This is a genomic window from Gemmatimonadaceae bacterium (assembly GCA_020846935.1).
Taxonomy (GTDB): Bacteria; Gemmatimonadota; Gemmatimonadetes; order Gemmatimonadales; family Gemmatimonadaceae; genus RBC101.
Genome location: JADLCY010000008.1, coordinates 298,600 through 317,415 on the forward strand (window position 1 = coordinate 298,600; position 18,816 = coordinate 317,415).

Below are 18,816 nucleotides of genomic sequence, written 5' to 3' on the forward strand. Positions count from 1 at the left end.
GGCACTGGGATCTTGTTGGGCGTTTCCTCCCACCGCCGGAGGAGAACAATCGCGTCTAGAAGGCCAGGTCCTCGATCGCCTTCGCCTCCCGTCGCAATCGGGCGCGCTCACGTACCAACGACGCGGCACGTTCTGGTCGTGCGCGCTGGCTGAGGTACCCCCGTGCTCGACGCCACACCGCGACGGCGCGGTCACGCCACCAGAAGTTGATCGATGCCGCGAGCGGGAGCGTCACGAGATACCCCAGGGCCCAAGCCCACCCGAACCACCGATCGAACAGGGCGGCGAGAAGTCCGTAGGTCAGCAGGACCAGGCCAAGTCCACCCACGAGCGTATGCATGGCCGGTTCATCGGCATTCTTTGCTGTGACTCGTCCAAGCGCCACGGCAAGACGAAGGGGAAGCAGATGGTTGAGCCAACCCCACACGGCGAGCGGCGCCGACGGCAGCAGAACCAGCACCTCGCGAACGGTAAACCATGTCCCAGAGCCGCGTCCGAGCGGCATACCCACGTCGCCGAGTGGTATATCAAGTCGCTGAGCCTCGGCCGCCCATCGAGCGAGATCGGAAGCAAAATGCTCGATGCGCTGAACGTGTTCCAGTGGGACTTCACTGATGCGTCGGCGAACACGATCGACGCGTTCTGCCAGTTCGATCGTATCGGCAAACGAAGGTCGAGGGTCGCCGATCGATCGAACGTCCTGAAGGACGCGCGTCAGGGTATCTGCGACGTCGAGCACGCGCGCCGCATCGTCGTGCGTGGAAAAGTTGAGAGTCACGTCGCGAAGGCCCGCGTCAAGCCTGGTGGTCAGCTGCTTCACCGCCGTGTCCAGCGCGACCAACTCCTCATTGACGGGGATCGGCTGACCGACGAGGAGCGCGACTCGTGAGCGCGGTGTTCCCTTGGCCTCGAACGAGATGCCAATCGGGACAATCGAGACATCACGCACGCCCTCCCGAACAGCCTGAATTGCAATGCGTGCACAGCCGCTTTTCAGCGGCGCGAGCATTGATCCGCTATGACTGATGCCTTCAGGAAAGATCAGGACCACGCGATTCTGAGCGAGGGTGCTGACGATCGTTTCAAAGGCGCCATGGTTGCGGGAGGATGACGGATGGTCGCCCGTCGTGGACTCGTCTGCCACACGACGCAACGGCACGATGCCCAAACCGCGCACAAGCACGCGCGTGAGGGGATGCTCGAGCAACGTGGCCTTGGCTGTGAGTCGCACCTCTCGATGGATCACGCTGGCCACGAGGAGGGCATCAACGAGCGCATTGTTGTGATTAGCTGCGAGGATCACCGGTCCTGCGACCGGGATACGCTCCACATGCCGGGCAGCGATATCACGGTAGAACCAGCGGAGCGCTACGCGTGCGATGGCGCGGATGGCAGCGTAGAGCACGGCGAGGGGCTGGTCCTAGCTGGCAGGCTCGGTCACGAGGTCACGCTCGGCTTCACGGGCCTGGCGGCGCCCTTCTTCGACGTTCACACGGGTCAGGATCAGGGCACCGACGGCGAAGAATACAATCACGCCGAGAATGGCGCTGCGACTGCTGAATCCGAGTGCGAGCGTCACGGCGAACAGCAGCGGGCCAAAAATGTTGGCGAACTTCTCGAAGACAGAGTAGAAGCCAAAGAACTCGCCGGACTTGTGCGCGGGAACCATGCTGGCAAACAGCGAACGGCTCAACGCCTGCGTACCACCCTGCACCATCCCCACCAGGACGGCCAGGATGTAGAAGTCGCTGGCATTCTGCATGAAGTAGCCAATGATGGAGATGCCAGTGTACGCGAGCAGGCCGATGAAGATGCAGGCCCGCGCGCCGAAGCGATCGGCGAGAAGGCCAAACAGCACGGCAAACGGGATCCCCACGAACTGCACGATGAGAATGGCGATGGTGAGTGACTCGCGTCCGATGCCGATCGCCGTGCCATACGCCGTGGCCATGCGAATGATGGTCTGGATGCCGTCATTGTAGACAAGGAATGCCAGCAGCATGAGGAACGCATGCCTGAACGTGCGCAGGGTACGTACCGTCTCTCCAAGTCGCACGAAAGGCGTGACGAACATGCGCTGGGCGCTGGTTTCGTCAGCCTCACGGGTACGTGCAGGCTCACGCACACGGCGCAGGAGCGGGAGCGAAAACACAAACCACCAAACGGCGACCGAAACGAAAGCGAGTCGTACCGGCAGGGTCCCTGTTCGACTCGCGCCATCGTCGCTCACCGGCAGGCCGAAGGCCGCCGGGGCAAGGATCCACGCGAGGTTGAGGGCGAGAAGGACACCGCCCCCGACGTACCCCACCGCGTAGCCTGCGCTCGAGACGCGATCGATCTCTCGAGGATGTGCGATGTGCGGCAGCAGGGCTTCGTAGAAGACGACGCTTGCGGTCGCGCCGACGGTGGCAATCACGTACAGGCACCCGGCGAGCAGATGCTCTCCACGATCGATGAAGAACATACCGGCCACGGCCGTGACCCCAACCACCATGAACCCGGCCAGCATCCGCTTCTTTGCGGCCGCCACGTCCGAGATGGCACCGAGGATTGGCGAGAGGATCGCGACGATCACCGCCGAGACGACATTGATCGTGGCCCAGGACTGCAGCGCCCGGTCCGGACCGAGGTCGGCCGCCGCGACACCCATGAAGAAGATCTGGAAGACGGCGACCTGGATCGTCGTCTGGAATGACGAGACTGCCCAGTCATACATCGCCCAGGCTCGAAGCTCCGGCCGGTCAAGACCGATACGGGCGAGGAAGCCCTGGGATGTGTTAGGCGCCATGCCGCACACCCACCAGGGAGCGTGATGAGCGATTGACGCGGGTCACCGGAGAGACAGATTTGGGCGTCATGAGGCTCGCGCTGCGTCGAAGCTGGTGGTTGATGGCCGTGGCGGGTATCGCCTGCGAGCGTCAGGCTCCGGCGCGGAGCAACGATACGACCAGCCTGACCACGCCGCCACCGGACTCCGTGGTCACGGTAATCGATGTACCTGCTGCCGCCTGGGATTCCGCTGCCGGACCAATCTTCCTCGTTATCGGCGCCAACCCACAGCAAGCCGCGGTCATCGTACCCGGACTTGATACCACCGCTTCACTCGATACGGTCGACTTCAAGGTGGATGCCTATCGTGCCATGCCCGTCGAGCTCTTTGCCAATGGTCGGCGACTCGGCACCGCGTCCCTGGGGCCTGCTATCTCCATCGATGTTCCAGAAGACTGCTCGGCGTGGCCCGTGGTTGGTCTGACGGGAACAGATACATCGACATGGACGGTCGCCTTCCGTACGGATCGATTCCAGCCGTTGACCATCGACTCGCTTCCAGAGCTGACCCGCGCCGATTCCCTCAAGCAGGTCATGGAGCTCGCGCGGGTCGCCTCGGCGGCTCCGGGTGATACGGTCGAAGCACTCAAGGGCCTGCCCTTTGTCGTGAAACGCGCTTACTCGACCAGACTTCCCAATGGCATTCCCATGGTCATCGCGGAGGTGAGTCGCGCGCTCAACCAGGAGGCGAACCCGATCCAGGAACACCTGCTGCTGATCGCCGAGCGCGATACGACGCGGGCTCGCGACCTGCGCCTTGCATACCTGGAGCGGTCTGCGGGTGGTGAGGAAACGCTCGAATCGAGCGAACTGCTCTTGGCCGGGGTGCCTCGGGGGCGCACGGAACCCGTGGTGCTCCTTGCCCGGTACGTCGGGGATGGTGTGGTCTACGCCTTGCTCGAACGTCAGCCCGAGGGGCGGTGGCGCCTGCGCTGGTCAAGCCCCTATGCTGGCTGCTGACGGCTCGACCTAACTCGCCAGATCATCGGAACGCCCGAGTGCAGCCGGTGCGCGGGACCGGCCACCACCAACGGCGAGGACAACGAGCGTGAGCACGTAGGGGAGCGCGAGAAAGGCCTGGTAAGGGATCGCTGATCCTGCCGCCTGAAAACGGTACTGGAGCGCCGAGGCGGCGCCAAACAGGAGCGCGGCGAACGCGGCACCGTGTGGCGTCCAGCGTCCGAGCGCCACAATGGCGATGGCGATGAAGCCCCGACCCGCCGACATCTGCTCCGTGAACGTTCCCACGGTCAGCACGAGAGTTGCGCCAGCCAACCCGCCAAGTGCCGTGCCCACGAGAATGCCCAGCCACCGAACGCGACTGACACGAACACCCGCGGCGGCAGCCGCTGGCGGAAACTCGCCAACCGCACGGAGCGAGAGTCCGGCATGCGTGCGGTAGAGCCACCACCAGGTGAGCGGCACGAGCCCGACCAGCAGGTACGTCATGGCGGATTGCGCAAAGACGGCGCGGCCGATCAGGGGAATTGCCGCGAGCCGAGGCGCGTCGATGGGAGCCAGTGTCGGGATGCTGAGCGCGACGCCATGCGCGCCGAACACGAGCGGAGACAGGGTGCCCGTGGCGCCATAGGCCGCGAGCGTGAGCGCGGTGCCGGTCAGGATCTGGTCGGTTCGAAGGCCCACGACCAGCGCCGCCATGGCCAGGCCGACGAGCACTCCCGCGGCAAGCCCACCAAGCAGCCCGAGCGACACGCCGCCCGCGGCTGCTCCGACGACGGCGCCAAAGCAGCCCGCCATGATGGCGCCTTCCAGGCCGACGTTGATTACCCCGGTGCGTTCGCTCACGCTCTCACCAAGCGCGGCGAGTGCCAGCGGCGTCGCTGTGCGAACGGTGGCTTCGAGGAACGCGGCAATCTGGTCCGTCATGCCCGCCCCATCGCCATGCGCCGGCGCATCCAGATTGCCCGACTGCCCGTCACCCCAAGGATGACGGCGGCCTCGAGGACGGACACGAGGACCGCTGGCACTCCGGCTTCGCGTTGCATGGCCGATGCACCGGCTGCGAGTCCACCAAAGAATATGCCGCTGACGGCGATACCGAGAGGTTCGAGTCCCCCGAGCAGCGCGACGGCGATGGCAGTGAAACCATAGCCGGGCGAAAGGTTCTCGTAGAGCGCCAGCGTTACCCCCGTCACCTCAACGCCGCCGGCGAGGCCGGCGAGCGCGCCACTCGTGAGAAAGACGCGCATCCCGAGTCGTCCGACATTGATGCGACTCGCGACGTGCGCCGCTTCGGGGTTCGCTCCGACCACACGCACCCTGAAGCCGGCGGCCGTGTAACGCAGGATCCAGGACAAGGTGATGGCGAGCACCACGGCAAGCACGAATCCGGCGTGCAGTCGTGTGCCCGGGACCACGAACGGCAGTCGAAAGGCGGCATCGAGCGCAGGCGACTGCGGGTAGATGCCCGTTGGTTCCTGCAAGGGTCCGCGGACCAGGAACCCAACGGCGTACAGCACCACGAAGTTCATCATGATCGTGGTGATGACTTCGAGCACGCCAAAGCGCTGGCGAAGAATCGCCGGCCCGAGCGCCACAAACGCTCCCGCGCCCGACGCCGCCAGGAGAATGAAGGGTATCGCGACAATACTCGGGGCGCCGTGCAGCGCGTAGCCCATCGCCGCCGCCGCAGCGGCACCGCCGAGCAGTTGCCCATCTGCCCCGATGTTGATGATGCCCGTGCGGAACGCCAATCCGACCGCAAGCCCGGTGAGGATCAAGGGGGTGGCGCGTACGAGGGTCGACGAGGCAAACGTGCCGGGAGAACCAAGGGCTCCCTGAGCGAGCGCGCTCATCGCGCGTTCGACATCGGCACCCGCGGCGGCGAGGAGCAGGGCCAACATGGCAAGGATGCCGCCCGCAAGCGCCAGGGCGGTCACGACCTCCCGGAGCACCGCCCGGATGCGCATCGAAACGCCTCGCCTAACGACCGCGCCGAGAGAGGCGCGAGTATACGATGGCCGTGTCGCACAACATCCGGGCCTCGCCGTACGGAATCCCGAAATAGGTGTACGCGCGCACGGTGGCCTGCAGGTGACCACACGATGCACCCGCGGCGCTATCCGCCGGGGTCGCGGCTCGTACCGTGTCGACGCGCAGCACTCGGGTGGCTCGCACGAGGCCAAGGCGCTCGATGGGCAGGTTCCAGAGCGGGAGTGCGAGGGCCTGGGCGTGCTGCGCGTAACCACGAACGCCGGGGGGCAGGTGGGCAACGCCATCGCCGACCATCCAGCGGGGAACCGCAGCGCCGAGTGTGAACACGACCACCTTCCACGCCACGCCGATCATCAGGAGAAACACCCAGGGCCGCCAGCGCGAGCGATGAAGGGGGGCTGGGGCGGTCACCATGGTCAGGAAGCTACTCCCCACCCGCTGCTGGAGTTCCGATGTGCGCTCGCGCAGCCTCGATCGTGGAGAGACGCCACATCGCAACCATGCCGAGCAGCGGCCCGATCGCCAGCGGCATGTAGGCGTAGCGCCATCCCCATGTGGCGCTCCACGCGGGCACGAGGCCGATCGTTACCATCGTGAGCAGGAATCCGAGTGCTGTCTGCACGGTGACGGCAGTGCCCACGTAGTCATGCGGCGCGAACTCCGTCACAGCGGCAGAGAACTGCGCAGAATCGGCCACGATGCTCATGCCCCACACGATGGCAATCGCGACGACCACCAACGTTGGCCCCGACGTGGCCGGGCCAATGAGCAGGCTGCAACACCCACTGATCGCCATGGCCAGCATGGCGACGCGACTCCGCCCGACACGATCCGCGACTGTGCCGGCCCACAAACACCCGGCAGCGCCAGCTCCGACCGTTGCAAAGGCCAGGGTTGACGTCAGCGGGGAAGCAAGCCCATGGGTCGCGCCAAACGCCGACCAGAAAAGCCCGATGCTGCTCCACATCGCGTAGAGCTCCCACATGTGGCCCAGATAGCCACCGGTTGCCAGCACAACACCGCGGTTTGCGAACACAGCGCCCAGGGCGCGAGCGCTGAAAGGTGCCGATGGCGCCTGGTAGGGCCCCTCACGCACCACGCAGGTGAAGAGGGCCGCGCCCGCGAGCGCACAACTCGCCGCTAACCACTGCAACGCTCTCCATTCATCTGGCGCCACGGCGAGCCGCAGCAGGTGAGGGACGGCGGAGCCAAGCGTTGTTCCCGCGACCAGGGCACCAATGGCGAGTCCACGATGCTGTCTCGTCCAGCCGGCGGCCAGCTTGATTCCCGGGGGATACACTCCCGCGAGCGCGGCGCCTATCGCGAGGCGCAGGAGCACCGCGGTCTCGAGCTGCACAGCTGGCAGAGCGAGCAAGGCCGTGCCGACCGCAGCGCCCAGCGCGCTCCAGGCCGCGAGACGCTGTGGTCGCAGCCGATCGCTGAGCAGAAACACCGCGCTCACGAGAGATCCGGCGACAAAGCCCGCCTGTACGGCGAGCGTGAGCCAGAGACCGCCGGTATCGGTCGCGTCCCACTCGCGCACTATTGCGGGCGCGACGACCGTTGCGCTGAACCATGGCGACATGCCGAGGACGACCGCCACGACGAGAACGCCGATCTGGCGCCGCGACGCTCGTGCCGCGACGCTCAAGAACCGACGCCGAGCATGGCGCGACCCACAGCCTCGCGGTTGCTCGGCACCTGGCGCACCAGGCCCGCGTGCACCACAAAGACGCGATCGGCAAGCGCGAGGACCTCGTCCACATCATTCGAGTAGACCACCACAGCGGCACCTGCACGCCCCGCGGCTCGCAGTCGTTCGTGCACGGCGCGTGTCGCCTTCACATCAAGTCCACGCGTCGGGTTCTCCGCGACAATGGCCGGTGGGAGAGGATCGAGTTCCCGGGCAAGGACAAACTTCTGTTGATTGCCACCTGAGAGCGCCCGCATCGGCGCTTCGGGGCCCGTGGCACGAACGTCGAACCGCTCCAGCGCCGACGCCACACGATTCCGCTCAGCGCTCCAGTCCATGCGACCATGCCGCGTGCCCAATCCACGTAGTGCAGCATTTTCGGTGAGCGAGAGGTCGAGGACCACGGCATCGCGATGGCGATCTCCGGGAATGAACGCGACGTCTGCCGGGACGTCGGCGCGCCCGGTCACCGGAATGACGCGACCGGCGAGGGCACGAAGCAGCTCGTGATGGCCAGAGCCCTCCACGCCGGCGACTCCGACCACCTCACCGCGCCGCACCTCGAGCGAAGCATGGCGCAACGAGACGCGCTCACCCGGCACATGGACGTCGACCAGCCGCAACACGACGTCGCCTGGCGTCGATGCCGATGTCGCGCCATGACGCTCCTCACGCGCGCTTTCGCCGATCATGGCGTCGACGAGCGCGCCTTGGGTGACCTCGGACGCCGGAGCCTGCAGGACCGTACGCCCGGCGCGAAGCACCGTCACGTCATCCGCGACGGCCAGGGCCTCGCGCAACTTGTGCGTGATGAGCACGACCGTGTGTTGTGCCGCGGCAAACCTGCGGATCCACGCGAGGAGATCATCCACCTCCGAGGGCGCCAGGACCGCGGTCGGCTCGTCGAGAATCAGGACACGTGCGTCGCGGGCAAGGGCCTTGAGGATCTCCACCCGCTGCTGTGCGCCAATCGGCAGGTCACGGACACGCGCCGATGGCGATACCACGAGTCCCGTGCGTTCACCAAGTGCCTGCGCTCGTCCGGCCGCGACGTGGGGATCGAATCGGCCCACACGTCCCAGCGCAATATTCTCTGCGACGGTCATGGCGGGGATGAGCGTGAAGTGCTGGTGCACCATGCCCACGCCCCTCGCAAGGCCGTCCAGTGGCGACCGCAGACGCACGACGCGGCCGTCGATGGATACGGTGCCGGCGTCGGGCTGCACCATGCCAAACGCGATGCGCATGAGCGTCGTCTTGCCGGCGCCATTTTCGCCGAGCAGCGCATGCACGGTGCCTGGCCGAACCTCGAGATGCGCGTCACTCAGCGCGGTCACGGCCCCGAAGCGGCGGCTGATTCCGTGAAGTGCAATTGCTGCGTTCACGATCCCGTGGGGAGCGACAGGAACTCCGCGTGGATCCCAAACCGGGCCTCCAGCGCCGCGGCAATCGCCTGCACTCCAAGCGTCTCTGTTGCGTAGTGTCCGGCATAGATCACGACCAGGCCAAGCTCTGAGGCATCGACGGTCGTGTGGTGCGGTCCCTCACCCACGATCAGCGTGTCGATCCCTCGGCGCGCAGCGTCGTGCAGCGTGTTGCTGTCGGCGCCTGCCCCGGTCAGTACGGCCCAGCGCTTCGTTCGGGCGCCGTCGGGGAACGGAGTCGCGCGTGCCATGCCACCATGCGCGCTCGCAAAGCGCTGCGCGTGCTCCAGCAGGATCCGAGTCTCGACGTCAGTGACACCCGACGCACCAATAGCGCGGCCCTGGTACTCATGGAACGTGGCTGATGGCTCGAGCGCGAACTCGCGTGCCAGCAGCGCGCAGTTGCCAAGGTCGGGGTGCGCGTCGAGTGGGAGATGTACCGCGTAGACCGCAACGTCGTGCCGGACGAGGGCACTCAGCCGCTGCCACGCTGGCCCGACGATCCGCTGCGCACCGCCCCAGAACATACCGTGGTGCAGTACCAGGAAGTTGGCACCGGTCGCGATCGTGGCGTCGATCGTGCGTTGCGAAAAATCCACCGCCGTTGCAATGCAATGCACGGGCCCTCGGTGATCGAGCTGGAGGCCATTCAGGGCGGCGGGATAGTCGGGAAAGCCCGGCACGTCGAGGAGCGCATCGAGCCAGTCGGCCAGGTCACGAGCGGCGGGCATGCCTAACGACCCGCGTCGCGCGAGGCCACGGGAATGCGCAGCGACCCGTCGGCAAGACCGCGACTCACGGAGTCGATGGAGGCGCGAGCAGCCGCGGGGAGCTGGTCGACGATCGCCGGATTCAGTACGAGCCGTACCACGCGGCTCGATGTGCCGAGGACAATTACGCGCGGGGTGAAGGCGCGGTCGCGGATCTCGCGGCCAACCATCAGGAATGCGAGCGGAAGGTCGATGAGCACGCTGCCGAGGGTGACCTCGGGGGCGATGCGATTCTGATCGGCGTTCGAACCAATCACCCACGCCTTCCGGCCCTCGCGAGCAGCCTGGAAGACCCCAAGACCAGCGGCGTCGGCGTTCTGGAAGATGACGTCGACCCCTCGCGAGATCTGGGCAAGCGCCTGTTCCTTGCCTGCACCAACATCATCCCAGTTCCCGATGTAGGAGACCGCTACCTGTATCGAAGGGTCCACGGACTTCGCTCCCGCCGTGAACGCCTCGAAACTCGCCTTCACCGGCGGAAGCTCCGTTCCTCCGATCGCACCAATCCTTCGGGTCTTCGTCATTTGCGCGGCCAGGATGCCGGCCAGGTATGACGGCTCCTCAAAGGCAAAACGAATCCCGGCCAGGTTGGGCCCTGTGGTGGTCCCGGATGTCGTGATGTAGATGGTTCCCGGGTACTCCGGCGCGACGCGCACCGCGGCGTCCTGGAACTCGAAGCCGTGACCGAACACCACCGTGTACCCCTGTGCCCCGTACTGCCGGAAGTTCTCCTCGAATTCCGCTGGCGTGCGCGTCTGGATGTGGCTGATCTGCGCGCCGAGCGAATCGCGGATCTCGAGGAGCCCCTGATAAGCGCCGCCGTTCCAGGACTGATCGGAGATTGGCCCCGGCGTCAGCAGGGCAACGCGCAGGGCCGTGGCGCCGGACCCACTATCCCGGTTGGCTGACCGGGTTTCGGTCGAACACGCCGCAGCCAGAGCGAGGCCGCAGGAGGCAACACATCGCAGTGCGCGGACGATGGGTGCGGTCATGAGCAAAGGATCCGTCCGGTTCTGTGCACGCGCCTAGGCATCCGCGGCAAGTCGGACCGGAGGATGGCCCGCGGACGGCGTCACGACACGGGCGCCCTGCTCTCCCACACGCACCATGCCGTTGATCGTCCCCCCTTCGTGAACGACGATGCTACGTGTTTGTATGTCGCCCTCGACCGACGCCGTTCCCTGAAGCTCGACGCGACCGGCGGCGCGGACGGTACCGACCACCGAGCCGCCGAGGACCGCGTCGCCGACGGTGACATCACCATGGATCACGCCGGACCGCCCGAGGAGCACTTGTTGCGCGCTCCGCACGCCGCCTTCGATGACGCCCTCGACCTTGATGACACCGACTGATTCGACGTCACCGATGATGCGCATCCCGGCGCCCACCACGGAGACACTGCCTTCACCTGCGGGAACGCTGCCTTCGTGGCGGGCGACCGTTCGATCACCGGGCGCTTTCTGGAAGATGGACATGGAGCCTCCTGTGCGTGGCGAGCGTCCGGCTACGCGTCGTTGTAGGATGGGCCGAGGACCAGTTCGATGAGGCGATGCAGGTCGTCGATGGAATAGAAAGCCATCGAGACCGTTCCGCGAGCCGTGCCCTGCCCATCGATACGGACGTCCGTCTGGAGCTTGCGACGGAGGAGTTCGGTGAGCCGCTTCACCTCGGCGGTCTCCGCCGATGGTGAGGGTAGCGTGGCACGGGTGCGCCGGCTCGCGGATGTCGGGGAGGGTCGCTGTTCCTGCGCCAGGCGCTCGACCTCTCGCACGCTGAGCTGTTCCTCGACCACCCGCCGCGCCGCATCGAGCATGGCACGCTCGTTAGGCATGGCGAGCAGGGCCCGGGCATGCCCTGTGGTGAGTTGCTCATCCCGCACCATGCGCTGGATCCCTTCGGGAAGCGTCAGGATACGCAGGAGGTTGGCGATAGTGGAACGATCCTTCCCCACGGCCTCGGCGACCTGCACCTGCGTATGTCCGAACTCGTTGATGAGACGCTGGAGACCTCGCGCTTCGTCGATGGGATTGAGGTCCGCGCGCTGGAGGTTCTCGACGAGGGCGAGCACCAGCATCTCGCGATCCTCGAGGGGCTTTACGATGGCCGGGATCGTGGTCCAGCCCAGTCGCGACGCCGCTCTTAGGCGTCGTTCGCCGGCAATGAGCTGATACTGACCAGTACCCGTGGCCCGCACCGTGATAGGCTGCAAGAGCCCCGAGGCCTGGAGGCTGCGCTCCAGATCCACGAGATCCTCCGGGCGAAATACGCGACGTGGCTGGAACGGGTTTGGCGAAATGCTGGTCAGCGGGAGTTCGCGGAATGGCGAGAGCGACTCTGCGTTGGTCGTTGGGGCACCTTGGGAAACGGGTGCTGGAGCTGGAGATGCCACCGGGCCCATGAGGGCCTCGAGACCTCGACCCAGGCGTTTCGGCTTTTCCGTGGTCATTGCGAGCCAGTCAACACGATGTGGAAAATCACGGGACGTCTAAGCGACCACTTCGGCATCGGGTCGAGCGAGCCGATGAGTAGAAACATGCGTTCCTGTGCGCGCGATAACCTCTTTTGCTAATGCGATATAGGCCAAAGCACCAACCGACCCGATATCATATGAAATGATGGGCTTGCCGAAGGATGGTGCTTCTGCGAGCCGAACGTTTCTGGGAATCACGGTCTCGAATACGCGATCGCCAAAGAAGGCTCTGGCGTCCGCGGCCACCTGGCGCGAGAGGTTGAGTCGAGCGTCGTACATCGTGAGCGCAACCCCGTCCACCACGAGCGCGGGATTGAGCCCTTGCTGGACCAGTTCAATGGTCTTCATCAGGTGACTGATGCCTTCGAGGGCGAAGTATTCACACTGAAGCGGGATCAGGACGGCATCGGCTGCCGCGAGCATATTCAGCGTGATCAATCCGAGCGATGGCGGGCAGTCGATGACCACGAGGTCATAGGATGTCGCCAGGGTAGCCATGGCATCTCGCATCCGGAACTCGCGTCGAGGGAGCTCGACGAGTTCGACCTCCGCCCCGGCCAGGTCGGGGGTCGCCGGGAGCACGTCGAGTCCTTCAAACTGGATCGCGCGCTGGATTGCAGCCTCCGGTGGGCACAACCCAAGGATGACGTCGTAGGTCGTCAGGCGCACGTGCTCCTGATCAACCCCAATACCGCTCGTCGCGTTGCCTTGAGGGTCGGCGTCCACCAGCAACGTGTGCTGACCAGCGGCAGCCAGGCACGCGGAGAGGTTAACAGCAGTGGTGGTCTTGCCGACGCCGCCTTTCTGGTTGGCGACCGCGAGTATTCGTGCCACGGGAGAGCGGTTCAAGGTTCACCCCTTCCGGAACGACAGGAACGTATCGCTCGATGTGGAAGGGGGCGGAATATAGGCGCTGCAAGCGCTACGGAGCGAGACGTGTTTCACGTGAAACACGTGCGCCCATCACTGCCAAGGGAGCCGCCAGTAGCGGGCCAAACTGATTGACCACCTTGGTTCGGCAGCGTTTCACGTGAAACATGGGACCGTAGCTCACGCATCGGATCCTCGGTGCGCTCAACCTCAGGATCAACCCGGCACCCTGCACGAGGCCCGCGCCGAAAGCACGCGCACGGCTCGTTGCGCGTGTCCACGTCCTTGTGGCAACGGGAACTACCGACACCATCCCTTACGCCGGACCTCCTCGGCACCGTCCCCCGGCCCGACACGACCTCTCGCTAGCAGCGGCGCGGTGAATGAGGCCGCCGGTGCCCGGACTCCGGGCGGGAGGCACCGCGGTCCTCAGCGGCGGATACAGAACCCCGAAACCTAGACACGTTCATGACGCCGTCCCAAGCGAACCCGATCCTGTCGGACAGCGATGAACTCGGAAGCCGGAAAGCGATCGCGTGGTGACGATGGCAGTGCGCGACCCTCTCACTCAAGCCAGAACCATGAGGGGACGCACCAGTAGCGGAGAACGTGCCTCCGGTAGCGCCAGTCCCACCGAGCCCAACGCTACGGCCCGAACCCGATGCAGGAGTTCGGGTGCACTCGACCGCATCGCGCTTGCTTCCGCCGCCGCTGCCGCCAAGGAACCGACCGCCGCAAAAAAAGCGCCCCGAGGACGCCATCCGCATCCCGCCAATGGTCATGATTCGACCACGCACATCCCGCAGTCTGCCACGCGCATCCGTCCACCGGGCATGACGGTCGAGCCCGCAGCTGGGGCTGTGAGCGTCGATTGAGGTTCACACCTCCGGTGATCCAGAATCGCACCTTCGATCGGTAGGCAATCTGGGAGTGAGCGAGTCGCGGCGTGCAAGATGCCGGAGGGGGCCGTGGGGAACCGCGCTCCAAGCCTCGCCAATCAAGCGCACCCGGAGACGGTGACTCCCGAGCGAACGTTCAGCCGAGCCAATCGCCTCGCACGGACCGAAGCACGGAGCGCACCGTGCCGTTGGTCACGCCCACGCACTCATCCGGCCGCGACTGCGGCCACCGGCTCGGCGGCATGCACAACCCGCGCACGTCAGGCCGAACTCCATCCCTTGCCCGCAGGAACACTTTCGTAGCAGATCGATACTAATTCTGCCAATTTCGTAACCGATAGACCCTATTTCAATGCCCACTCGGCACGAAGCGAATCCAGACGCACGGGCTCCAACACGAGGGCCGCGTCAGCGGCAGGCCCGTCGCTGCGCAGCAGGAACAGCGTGCGGCCCGCGTGTCGCGAAAGCAGCACCGAATCCCGGGCGTGAAGGTCACGCACATAGGTGTTGCCTCCATCGTCACGTGCCAGCACCGGCAGGAACACCGTGAATCCGGCACGATCTTCAAGAATGCGACGTCGGCAGGTGGCGTCATACCCATGACCGGGGAGCACTCGTTCGCTGGCGTCGGGCGACCACTGGCTCCGCTCGAGGCGGAGCGAGTCCTTCATTAGCGGCAGTAGCGCAGCGACGGCAGCCGGTCCGCGGATCCCGCGCAACTCGAGATCGCGCACGCCCGCCTCGAGCACACAGGCATCCGTGCGCCCATACAACGCTTCGGTGAGGGGACGAGAGACACCAAGTGCCCAGAGGCGCGGAACGAGCTGCGCGCCCCAACTCTCCCGCACCAGGATCAGCGCTCCCCGCACGCCGAGTTCGCGCGCGGGCCTGGTCGGATCCTGCCGCATGAGCGACAGACCGGCACGGTACTGGGCAAACCTGGCAGGCGCGTTCACGACGATGGCCATGCCGGCGGCCAATCCCAGGGTCCACATTCCCGAATTCCGCCACAAGCCGGGGGACAGCTTCGCCGAGAGCGTCCGTACACCGTCGACGGTCGCCAATACCAGGCCCGGAACAAGCAAGTACAAGAACCGAGGGCCCAGATAAAACCCATCGTGCCAGTAGGCCCAGTAGCCCGCCACCAGAAGCGCACCGCTGGCCAGCCAATACCGCACGACAGGACCGGCGTGAGCACCAAACGCCAGGCCGGCCGCGGCAAGCAGCAAACTCGGGAATGGAGACTCGAAGAGATAGGTCTGGAGGCGGAGGAAATAGAGGCTGAGCAGCTCGAGACCACGGGCAGGGGTATGCGGCTCGCCCCACGGCGGCGTGTGAAAGCCCAGGCCATGACCAGGACCCCACAATGCGTCGTATGCGAAGAGGGTTGCCGTGCCGGTCGTGCGCGCATTGTACCAGAGCAACACACCCAGCATGACCGCGACGCCCATACCTGACGCCACGAGCTCGCGCCATCGAACGGGTCGTGTGACGACACGCCAGGCGATCCACAGGGCTGCAGGAAGTCCGAACGCGGCCGCATCGAGCGGCCGAATCGTGGCCATGGCGCCAATTGCGAGCCCGACCCCCGCCGCGAAGCGCAGCCCGTCATCAAGACGACAGAGCATCAACGCGGCGAGAAGGGAAAAGCACAGCGCACCAACGTGATTCATGTGCGAGGCGGACATGAACACGATGAACGGCGTGACGGCAAAGAGCAGAGCGGCCGCCAGGGCAACGGGCGCATCACACGCGCGACGTGCGATTCCCCAGAATGCCGCCACGCTCACGGCGCCAAGCGCCGGCGCAATGAGCCACGTGGCGTGCAGCCACACGCCCACGGCGAGCAGGGCCGGCCATCCAGGCGGGAACTGCGAATACCAGCGCCCATGGTCATCGAGGAAATGCAGGGCACTTCGGAATTCGGGGTAGGGCCCCGTCTCCATCCACAAACGACCCGACGCAAACACCCTGGCCTGCGCCACCTGTGCAAGCTCGTCCAGGTGCAGGGGCACACCATCAAACGCGGCATGCGCCATGAGGGCGTAGAGCGCAAAGGCAGCGCCGGCGAGCAGCCACCCTGTTCGCGATGGGCGCGACGCGCTCGACCGGGCGATTCGCGATAGGCCATGCGTTGGTGGTGACCAGCCGCGCGTAAGCATCGCGAGCACGATGCCTCCGCCAAGCACAATCAAGGATCCCGAGAGCCAGCCAGTGATGACCGTGTCGTACCAGGGAGCCTGACGACCTCCGGGGATCCAATTGACGACTGGCAGCGTGCCCATCGTGAGAATGACCCCTGCGGCCAGACGGCCGAACCAGCGGTTGGGTGTCGGAGTCGAGTCAGGGGTCACGTGGTACGGACTGCTGGCCGCCCGCGGCTGCAACTCGCCGGTGGCGCTCGACCTCCAGCACCAGGTTCTGCAGATCCGATGGGCTGACGCCGGGAATGCGTGCGGCCTGCGCGAGCGTGCGCGGCCGCTGGGCCGCGAACTTCTGCCGCGCCTCGAAAGAGACCGAACGCATGCTGGCGTACGGCAGCGTCTCCTCGAGCGCGAACGCCCCCATGCGTCGAAGCTTGTCGGCCGCCGTGCGCTCTCGCTCGAAGTATCCCGCGTACTTGATCTGCAGCTCCGCCGTTACCACGGCGTCGAGCGGAAGAGACGCACCCACCCCCCCCGCGTCGAGCAGACCGCGCAGCGTCACGTGCTGGCGCCGCGTGAGGTCGACGATTCGCGTGGACTGGGTGATCGCCGCGCTGCCCACCTGGGCCAGGACGGCGTTCGCTTGGTCCGCCCGCAGGCTCGTATCGGTGGCAAGCGAGAGCGCCTCCTCCTCGGCGCGGAGCCTGGCGTCGACCATCGCGTCCTCTCGTGGGCTATAGATCCCGAGCTCACGCGCCACGCCGGCAAGCCGACGCAGGGCATTGTCCTGCCGCACGGTCAGCCGGAACTCGGACCGCGACGTGAAGAGGCGATAGGGCTCGTCGACCCCCCGAACCACGAGATCATCGACCAGAACGCCGATGTAGGACGACTCCCGGCCCAGATACAGGGCCGGCCGCTCGAACGCGGCAAGCCCGGCATTCAACCCCGCCACCAGTCCCTGCCCTGCAGCCTCCTCGTACCCGGTCGTGCCATTGATCTGCCCGGCAAACCAGAGCCCCGGTAACGCACGCACCTGAAGCGTCGCATCGAGCTGTGTCGGCGGGAAGAAGTCGTACTCGATCGCGTAGCCGGCCCGCGTCATCCTCACATGCTCGAGGCCTTTCACGCTGCGCAGGATCGCCACCTGTACCGACGCGGGCAACGACGTGGACAGCCCGTTCACATAGAGCTCGGAGGTATCGTGGCCCTCGGGCTCAAGGAACAGTTGGTGGCGCTCCGCGTCCGGAAACTTGACAATCTTGTCCTCGACGGACGGGCAATAGCGCGGCCCCTGTGCGGCAATCGCCCCACCATACATCGCTGACTTTCCAATATTCTCGGCGATGATCCGCTTACCATCCCCCTCGAGGTGGGTGATGAAACACGGGAGTTGCTCTGGATGTCGACTGGCGCCTAATTGGCGCCGATCTGTCGCCCAAAAGGCCGACCAAGAGTAGTCAAAGAAGTCTACTTCACTCTCCTGGCGCTCCATCTGTGAGTAGTCGACGGACCGACCATCGATGCGGGGTGGCGTACCCGTCTTGAACCGCGCGACCTGAAGACCGGCATCTTCAAGCTGCTCAGCGAGTTGGATGGTGGACGACTCGCCAGCACGACCGCCCGCGATCCTCGTATCGGTGCCGATGTGGATACGGCCGCGCAGGAACGTCCCGGTGGTGATCACGACGGAACGGGCACCGAACCGGCGGCCCTCGAGGGTCTCTACGCCGCGCACCCGACCCTGATCGAGCAGGAGCCGAGCAACGGTGCCCTGCAGTGTCGCGAGTTGGTGGTGCGCTTCCAGGAGCTGACGGACGGCTCGGCGATAGAGCCCCCGGTCGCATTGAGCACGTGGAGCCCAGACCGCGGCTCCCTTGCTCCGATTCAGCATACGGAACTGGAGCATCGCGAGGTCCGTGGCGCGCGCCATGATGCCGCCCAGCGCATCGACCTCCCGCACCACGGTTCCCTTGGCCACGCCGCCGATCGCCGGATTGCAGGACATTTGCCCGATGGTCTCGAGGGCGCTCGTGACCAATCCGACGCGAGCGCCGAGCCGAGCGGCCGCGACGGCGGCCTCGGTACCGGCGTGGCCCGCTCCGACCACGAGAACGTCGAAGTCCTGCTCAGTATCTACGTGGGTCACGGGAGGGGTCTGGTGCTCGTGGACGACCGTGGGGACGATGTAGACTGCATCATGCCATTGTCGATCCCGTCGCAGCACCCCTGTTTGATCATTCGCAAAGTCGCCTTCGAGCGAGCACACCTGACCCGGAGCGCCATCGACCAGCGGCTCGGCCTGACGGACGAGGAGTTCAGGGTGGAGGGCGGGCTGGTGGTGATCGGTCCGATCATCGCCGCTGATGACTTGCAGGGAGTGATCGACGACCTGGAGGGCGCGGGACTCGAGTACTTCGAGGACTTCTTTGATCTGAGTGGCAACTGGCCCTCCTGGCTGCGACTGCTGGCCATGGGCGCCTAGCGGCGAGCGGCGGGTTCGCGAGCGGCGGGCTGTTCGGTGAGCGGTCCACGTCGGAGGAGGCCGGTCCAGCCGCAGGTCAGGCACCAGCTCTTACGGAACCACGGCATCAGGCGGTCGAACAGGAACGAAGCCACGCGGAGCGTTGGCTCGTCGCACATCGGGCAGCGGTCGCCGCGCGGAAGAAGGACGAGAAACACGATCGTGGCCGCGATGATGCGCAGGACGAAGAGTCCACCGAACACGACCGCGAAAAGGACCGCGTCGGATGACATGCGTC

At 65.8% G+C, this 18,816-nt stretch carries 17 protein-coding genes; 2 read left to right on the forward strand and 15 right to left on the reverse strand.

The window, feature by feature from the left end:
• Window positions 1–55: 55 nt before the first annotated feature.
• Entirely contained in the window at window positions 56–1,405 is a 1,350-nt protein-coding gene (locus IT361_10770) for a 1-acyl-sn-glycerol-3-phosphate acyltransferase (protein ID MCC6318161.1), read from the reverse strand.
• A 15-nt stretch (window positions 1,406–1,420) separates the two neighbouring features.
• Window positions 1,421–2,788, reverse strand: coding sequence for an MFS transporter (locus tag IT361_10775; protein MCC6318162.1), 1,368 nt, complete (start codon window positions 2,786–2,788; stop codon window positions 1,421–1,423).
• Window positions 2,789–2,856: 68 nt separating this feature from the next.
• Between IT361_10775 and IT361_10780 the strand changes: the two genes are divergently transcribed.
• The gene (locus IT361_10780) at window positions 2,857–3,789 is read left to right on the forward strand and encodes a hypothetical protein (protein MCC6318163.1); all 933 of its coding nucleotides are present in this window, start codon (window positions 2,857–2,859) and stop codon (window positions 3,787–3,789) included.
• Between the two features lie 9 nt (window positions 3,790–3,798).
• Here IT361_10780 and IT361_10785 read toward each other — a convergent pair whose 3' ends face one another.
• From IT361_10785 to mnmG, 12 genes are all read right to left on the reverse strand, one after another.
• Window positions 3,799–4,716, reverse strand: coding sequence for an ABC transporter permease (locus IT361_10785; protein MCC6318164.1), 918 nt, complete (start codon window positions 4,714–4,716; stop codon window positions 3,799–3,801).
• Window positions 4,713–5,759, reverse strand: coding sequence for an ABC transporter permease (locus IT361_10790; protein MCC6318165.1), 1,047 nt, complete (start codon window positions 5,757–5,759; stop codon window positions 4,713–4,715). Before IT361_10790 ends, IT361_10785 begins: the two co-directional genes overlap by 4 nt.
• A 13-nt stretch (window positions 5,760–5,772) precedes the next feature.
• Entirely contained in the window at window positions 5,773–6,195 is a 423-nt protein-coding gene (locus tag IT361_10795; GenBank protein MCC6318166.1) for a hypothetical protein, read from the reverse strand.
• A 13-nt stretch (window positions 6,196–6,208) separates the two neighbouring features.
• On the reverse strand, window positions 6,209–7,387 hold the full coding sequence (locus IT361_10800) for an MFS transporter (GenBank protein ID MCC6318167.1): 1,179 nt from the start codon (window positions 7,385–7,387) through the stop codon (window positions 6,209–6,211).
• A gap of 44 nt (window positions 7,388–7,431) precedes the next feature.
• Complete coding sequence (locus tag IT361_10805) at window positions 7,432–8,814, reverse strand: ATP-binding cassette domain-containing protein (protein ID MCC6318168.1); 1,383 nt, start codon at window positions 8,812–8,814, stop codon at window positions 7,432–7,434.
• Between the two features lie 44 nt (window positions 8,815–8,858).
• A complete protein-coding gene (locus IT361_10810) occupies window positions 8,859–9,632 on the reverse strand; it encodes a Nif3-like dinuclear metal center hexameric protein (protein ID MCC6318169.1) in 774 nt (257 codons plus the stop codon).
• 2 nt (window positions 9,633–9,634) lie between these two features.
• Window positions 9,635–10,663 carry a BMP family protein gene (locus IT361_10815; GenBank protein ID MCC6318170.1) on the reverse strand — a complete coding sequence of 343 codons (1,029 nt, stop codon included), beginning with the start codon at window positions 10,661–10,663 and terminating at the stop codon, window positions 9,635–9,637.
• A gap of 33 nt (window positions 10,664–10,696) precedes the next feature.
• Window positions 10,697–11,146, reverse strand: coding sequence for a polymer-forming cytoskeletal protein (locus IT361_10820; GenBank protein ID MCC6318171.1), 450 nt, complete (start codon window positions 11,144–11,146; stop codon window positions 10,697–10,699).
• 29 nt (window positions 11,147–11,175) lie between these two features.
• Entirely contained in the window at window positions 11,176–12,117 is a 942-nt protein-coding gene (locus IT361_10825) for a ParB/RepB/Spo0J family partition protein (GenBank protein ID MCC6318172.1), read from the reverse strand.
• Between the two features lie 39 nt (window positions 12,118–12,156).
• Window positions 12,157–12,975 (reverse strand): ParA family protein, encoded by an 819-nt coding sequence (locus IT361_10830; GenBank protein MCC6318173.1) that lies wholly within the window; start codon window positions 12,973–12,975, stop codon window positions 12,157–12,159.
• A gap of 1,279 nt (window positions 12,976–14,254) precedes the next feature.
• Window positions 14,255–16,264 (reverse strand): hypothetical protein, encoded by a 2,010-nt coding sequence (locus IT361_10835; GenBank protein ID MCC6318174.1) that lies wholly within the window; start codon window positions 16,262–16,264, stop codon window positions 14,255–14,257.
• Window positions 16,254–18,203 carry a tRNA uridine-5-carboxymethylaminomethyl(34) synthesis enzyme MnmG gene (gene mnmG, locus IT361_10840; GenBank protein MCC6318175.1) on the reverse strand — a complete coding sequence of 650 codons (1,950 nt, stop codon included), beginning with the start codon at window positions 18,201–18,203 and terminating at the stop codon, window positions 16,254–16,256. Before mnmG ends, IT361_10835 begins: the two co-directional genes overlap by 11 nt.
• A gap of 84 nt (window positions 18,204–18,287) precedes the next feature.
• Here mnmG and IT361_10845 point away from each other — a divergent pair, with 84 nt between their 5' ends.
• Window positions 18,288–18,539 (forward strand): hypothetical protein, encoded by a 252-nt coding sequence (locus tag IT361_10845; protein MCC6318176.1) that lies wholly within the window; start codon window positions 18,288–18,290, stop codon window positions 18,537–18,539.
• Here the strand turns inward: IT361_10845 and IT361_10850 are convergent.
• Complete coding sequence (locus tag IT361_10850) at window positions 18,536–18,811, reverse strand: hypothetical protein (protein MCC6318177.1); 276 nt, start codon at window positions 18,809–18,811, stop codon at window positions 18,536–18,538. The two genes, IT361_10845 and IT361_10850, sit on opposite strands and share 4 nt — an antisense overlap.
• Between the last annotated feature and the right edge of the window lie 5 nt (window positions 18,812–18,816).

Bases quoted from the DNA above. Each gene is read 5' to 3' on its own strand.
- IT361_10825 (MCC6318172.1), bottom strand. From the start codon at position 12,117: ATGACCACGGAAAAGCCGAAACGCCTGGGTCGAGGTCTCGAGGCCCTC.
- IT361_10810 (MCC6318169.1), bottom strand. From the start codon at position 9,632: ATGCCCGCCGCTCGTGACCTGGCCGACTGGCTCGATGCGCTCCTCGAC.
- IT361_10815 (MCC6318170.1), bottom strand. From the start codon at position 10,663: ATGACCGCACCCATCGTCCGCGCACTGCGATGTGTTGCCTCCTGCGGC.
- IT361_10820 (MCC6318171.1), bottom strand. From the start codon at position 11,146: ATGTCCATCTTCCAGAAAGCGCCCGGTGATCGAACGGTCGCCCGCCAC.
- IT361_10850 (MCC6318177.1), bottom strand. From the start codon at position 18,811: ATGTCATCCGACGCGGTCCTTTTCGCGGTCGTGTTCGGTGGACTCTTC.
- IT361_10785 (MCC6318164.1), bottom strand. From the start codon at position 4,716: ATGACGGACCAGATTGCCGCGTTCCTCGAAGCCACCGTTCGCACAGCG.
- IT361_10780 (MCC6318163.1), top strand. From the start codon at position 2,857: ATGAGGCTCGCGCTGCGTCGAAGCTGGTGGTTGATGGCCGTGGCGGGT.
- IT361_10790 (MCC6318165.1), bottom strand. From the start codon at position 5,759: ATGCGCATCCGGGCGGTGCTCCGGGAGGTCGTGACCGCCCTGGCGCTT.
- IT361_10775 (MCC6318162.1), bottom strand. From the start codon at position 2,788: ATGGCGCCTAACACATCCCAGGGCTTCCTCGCCCGTATCGGTCTTGAC.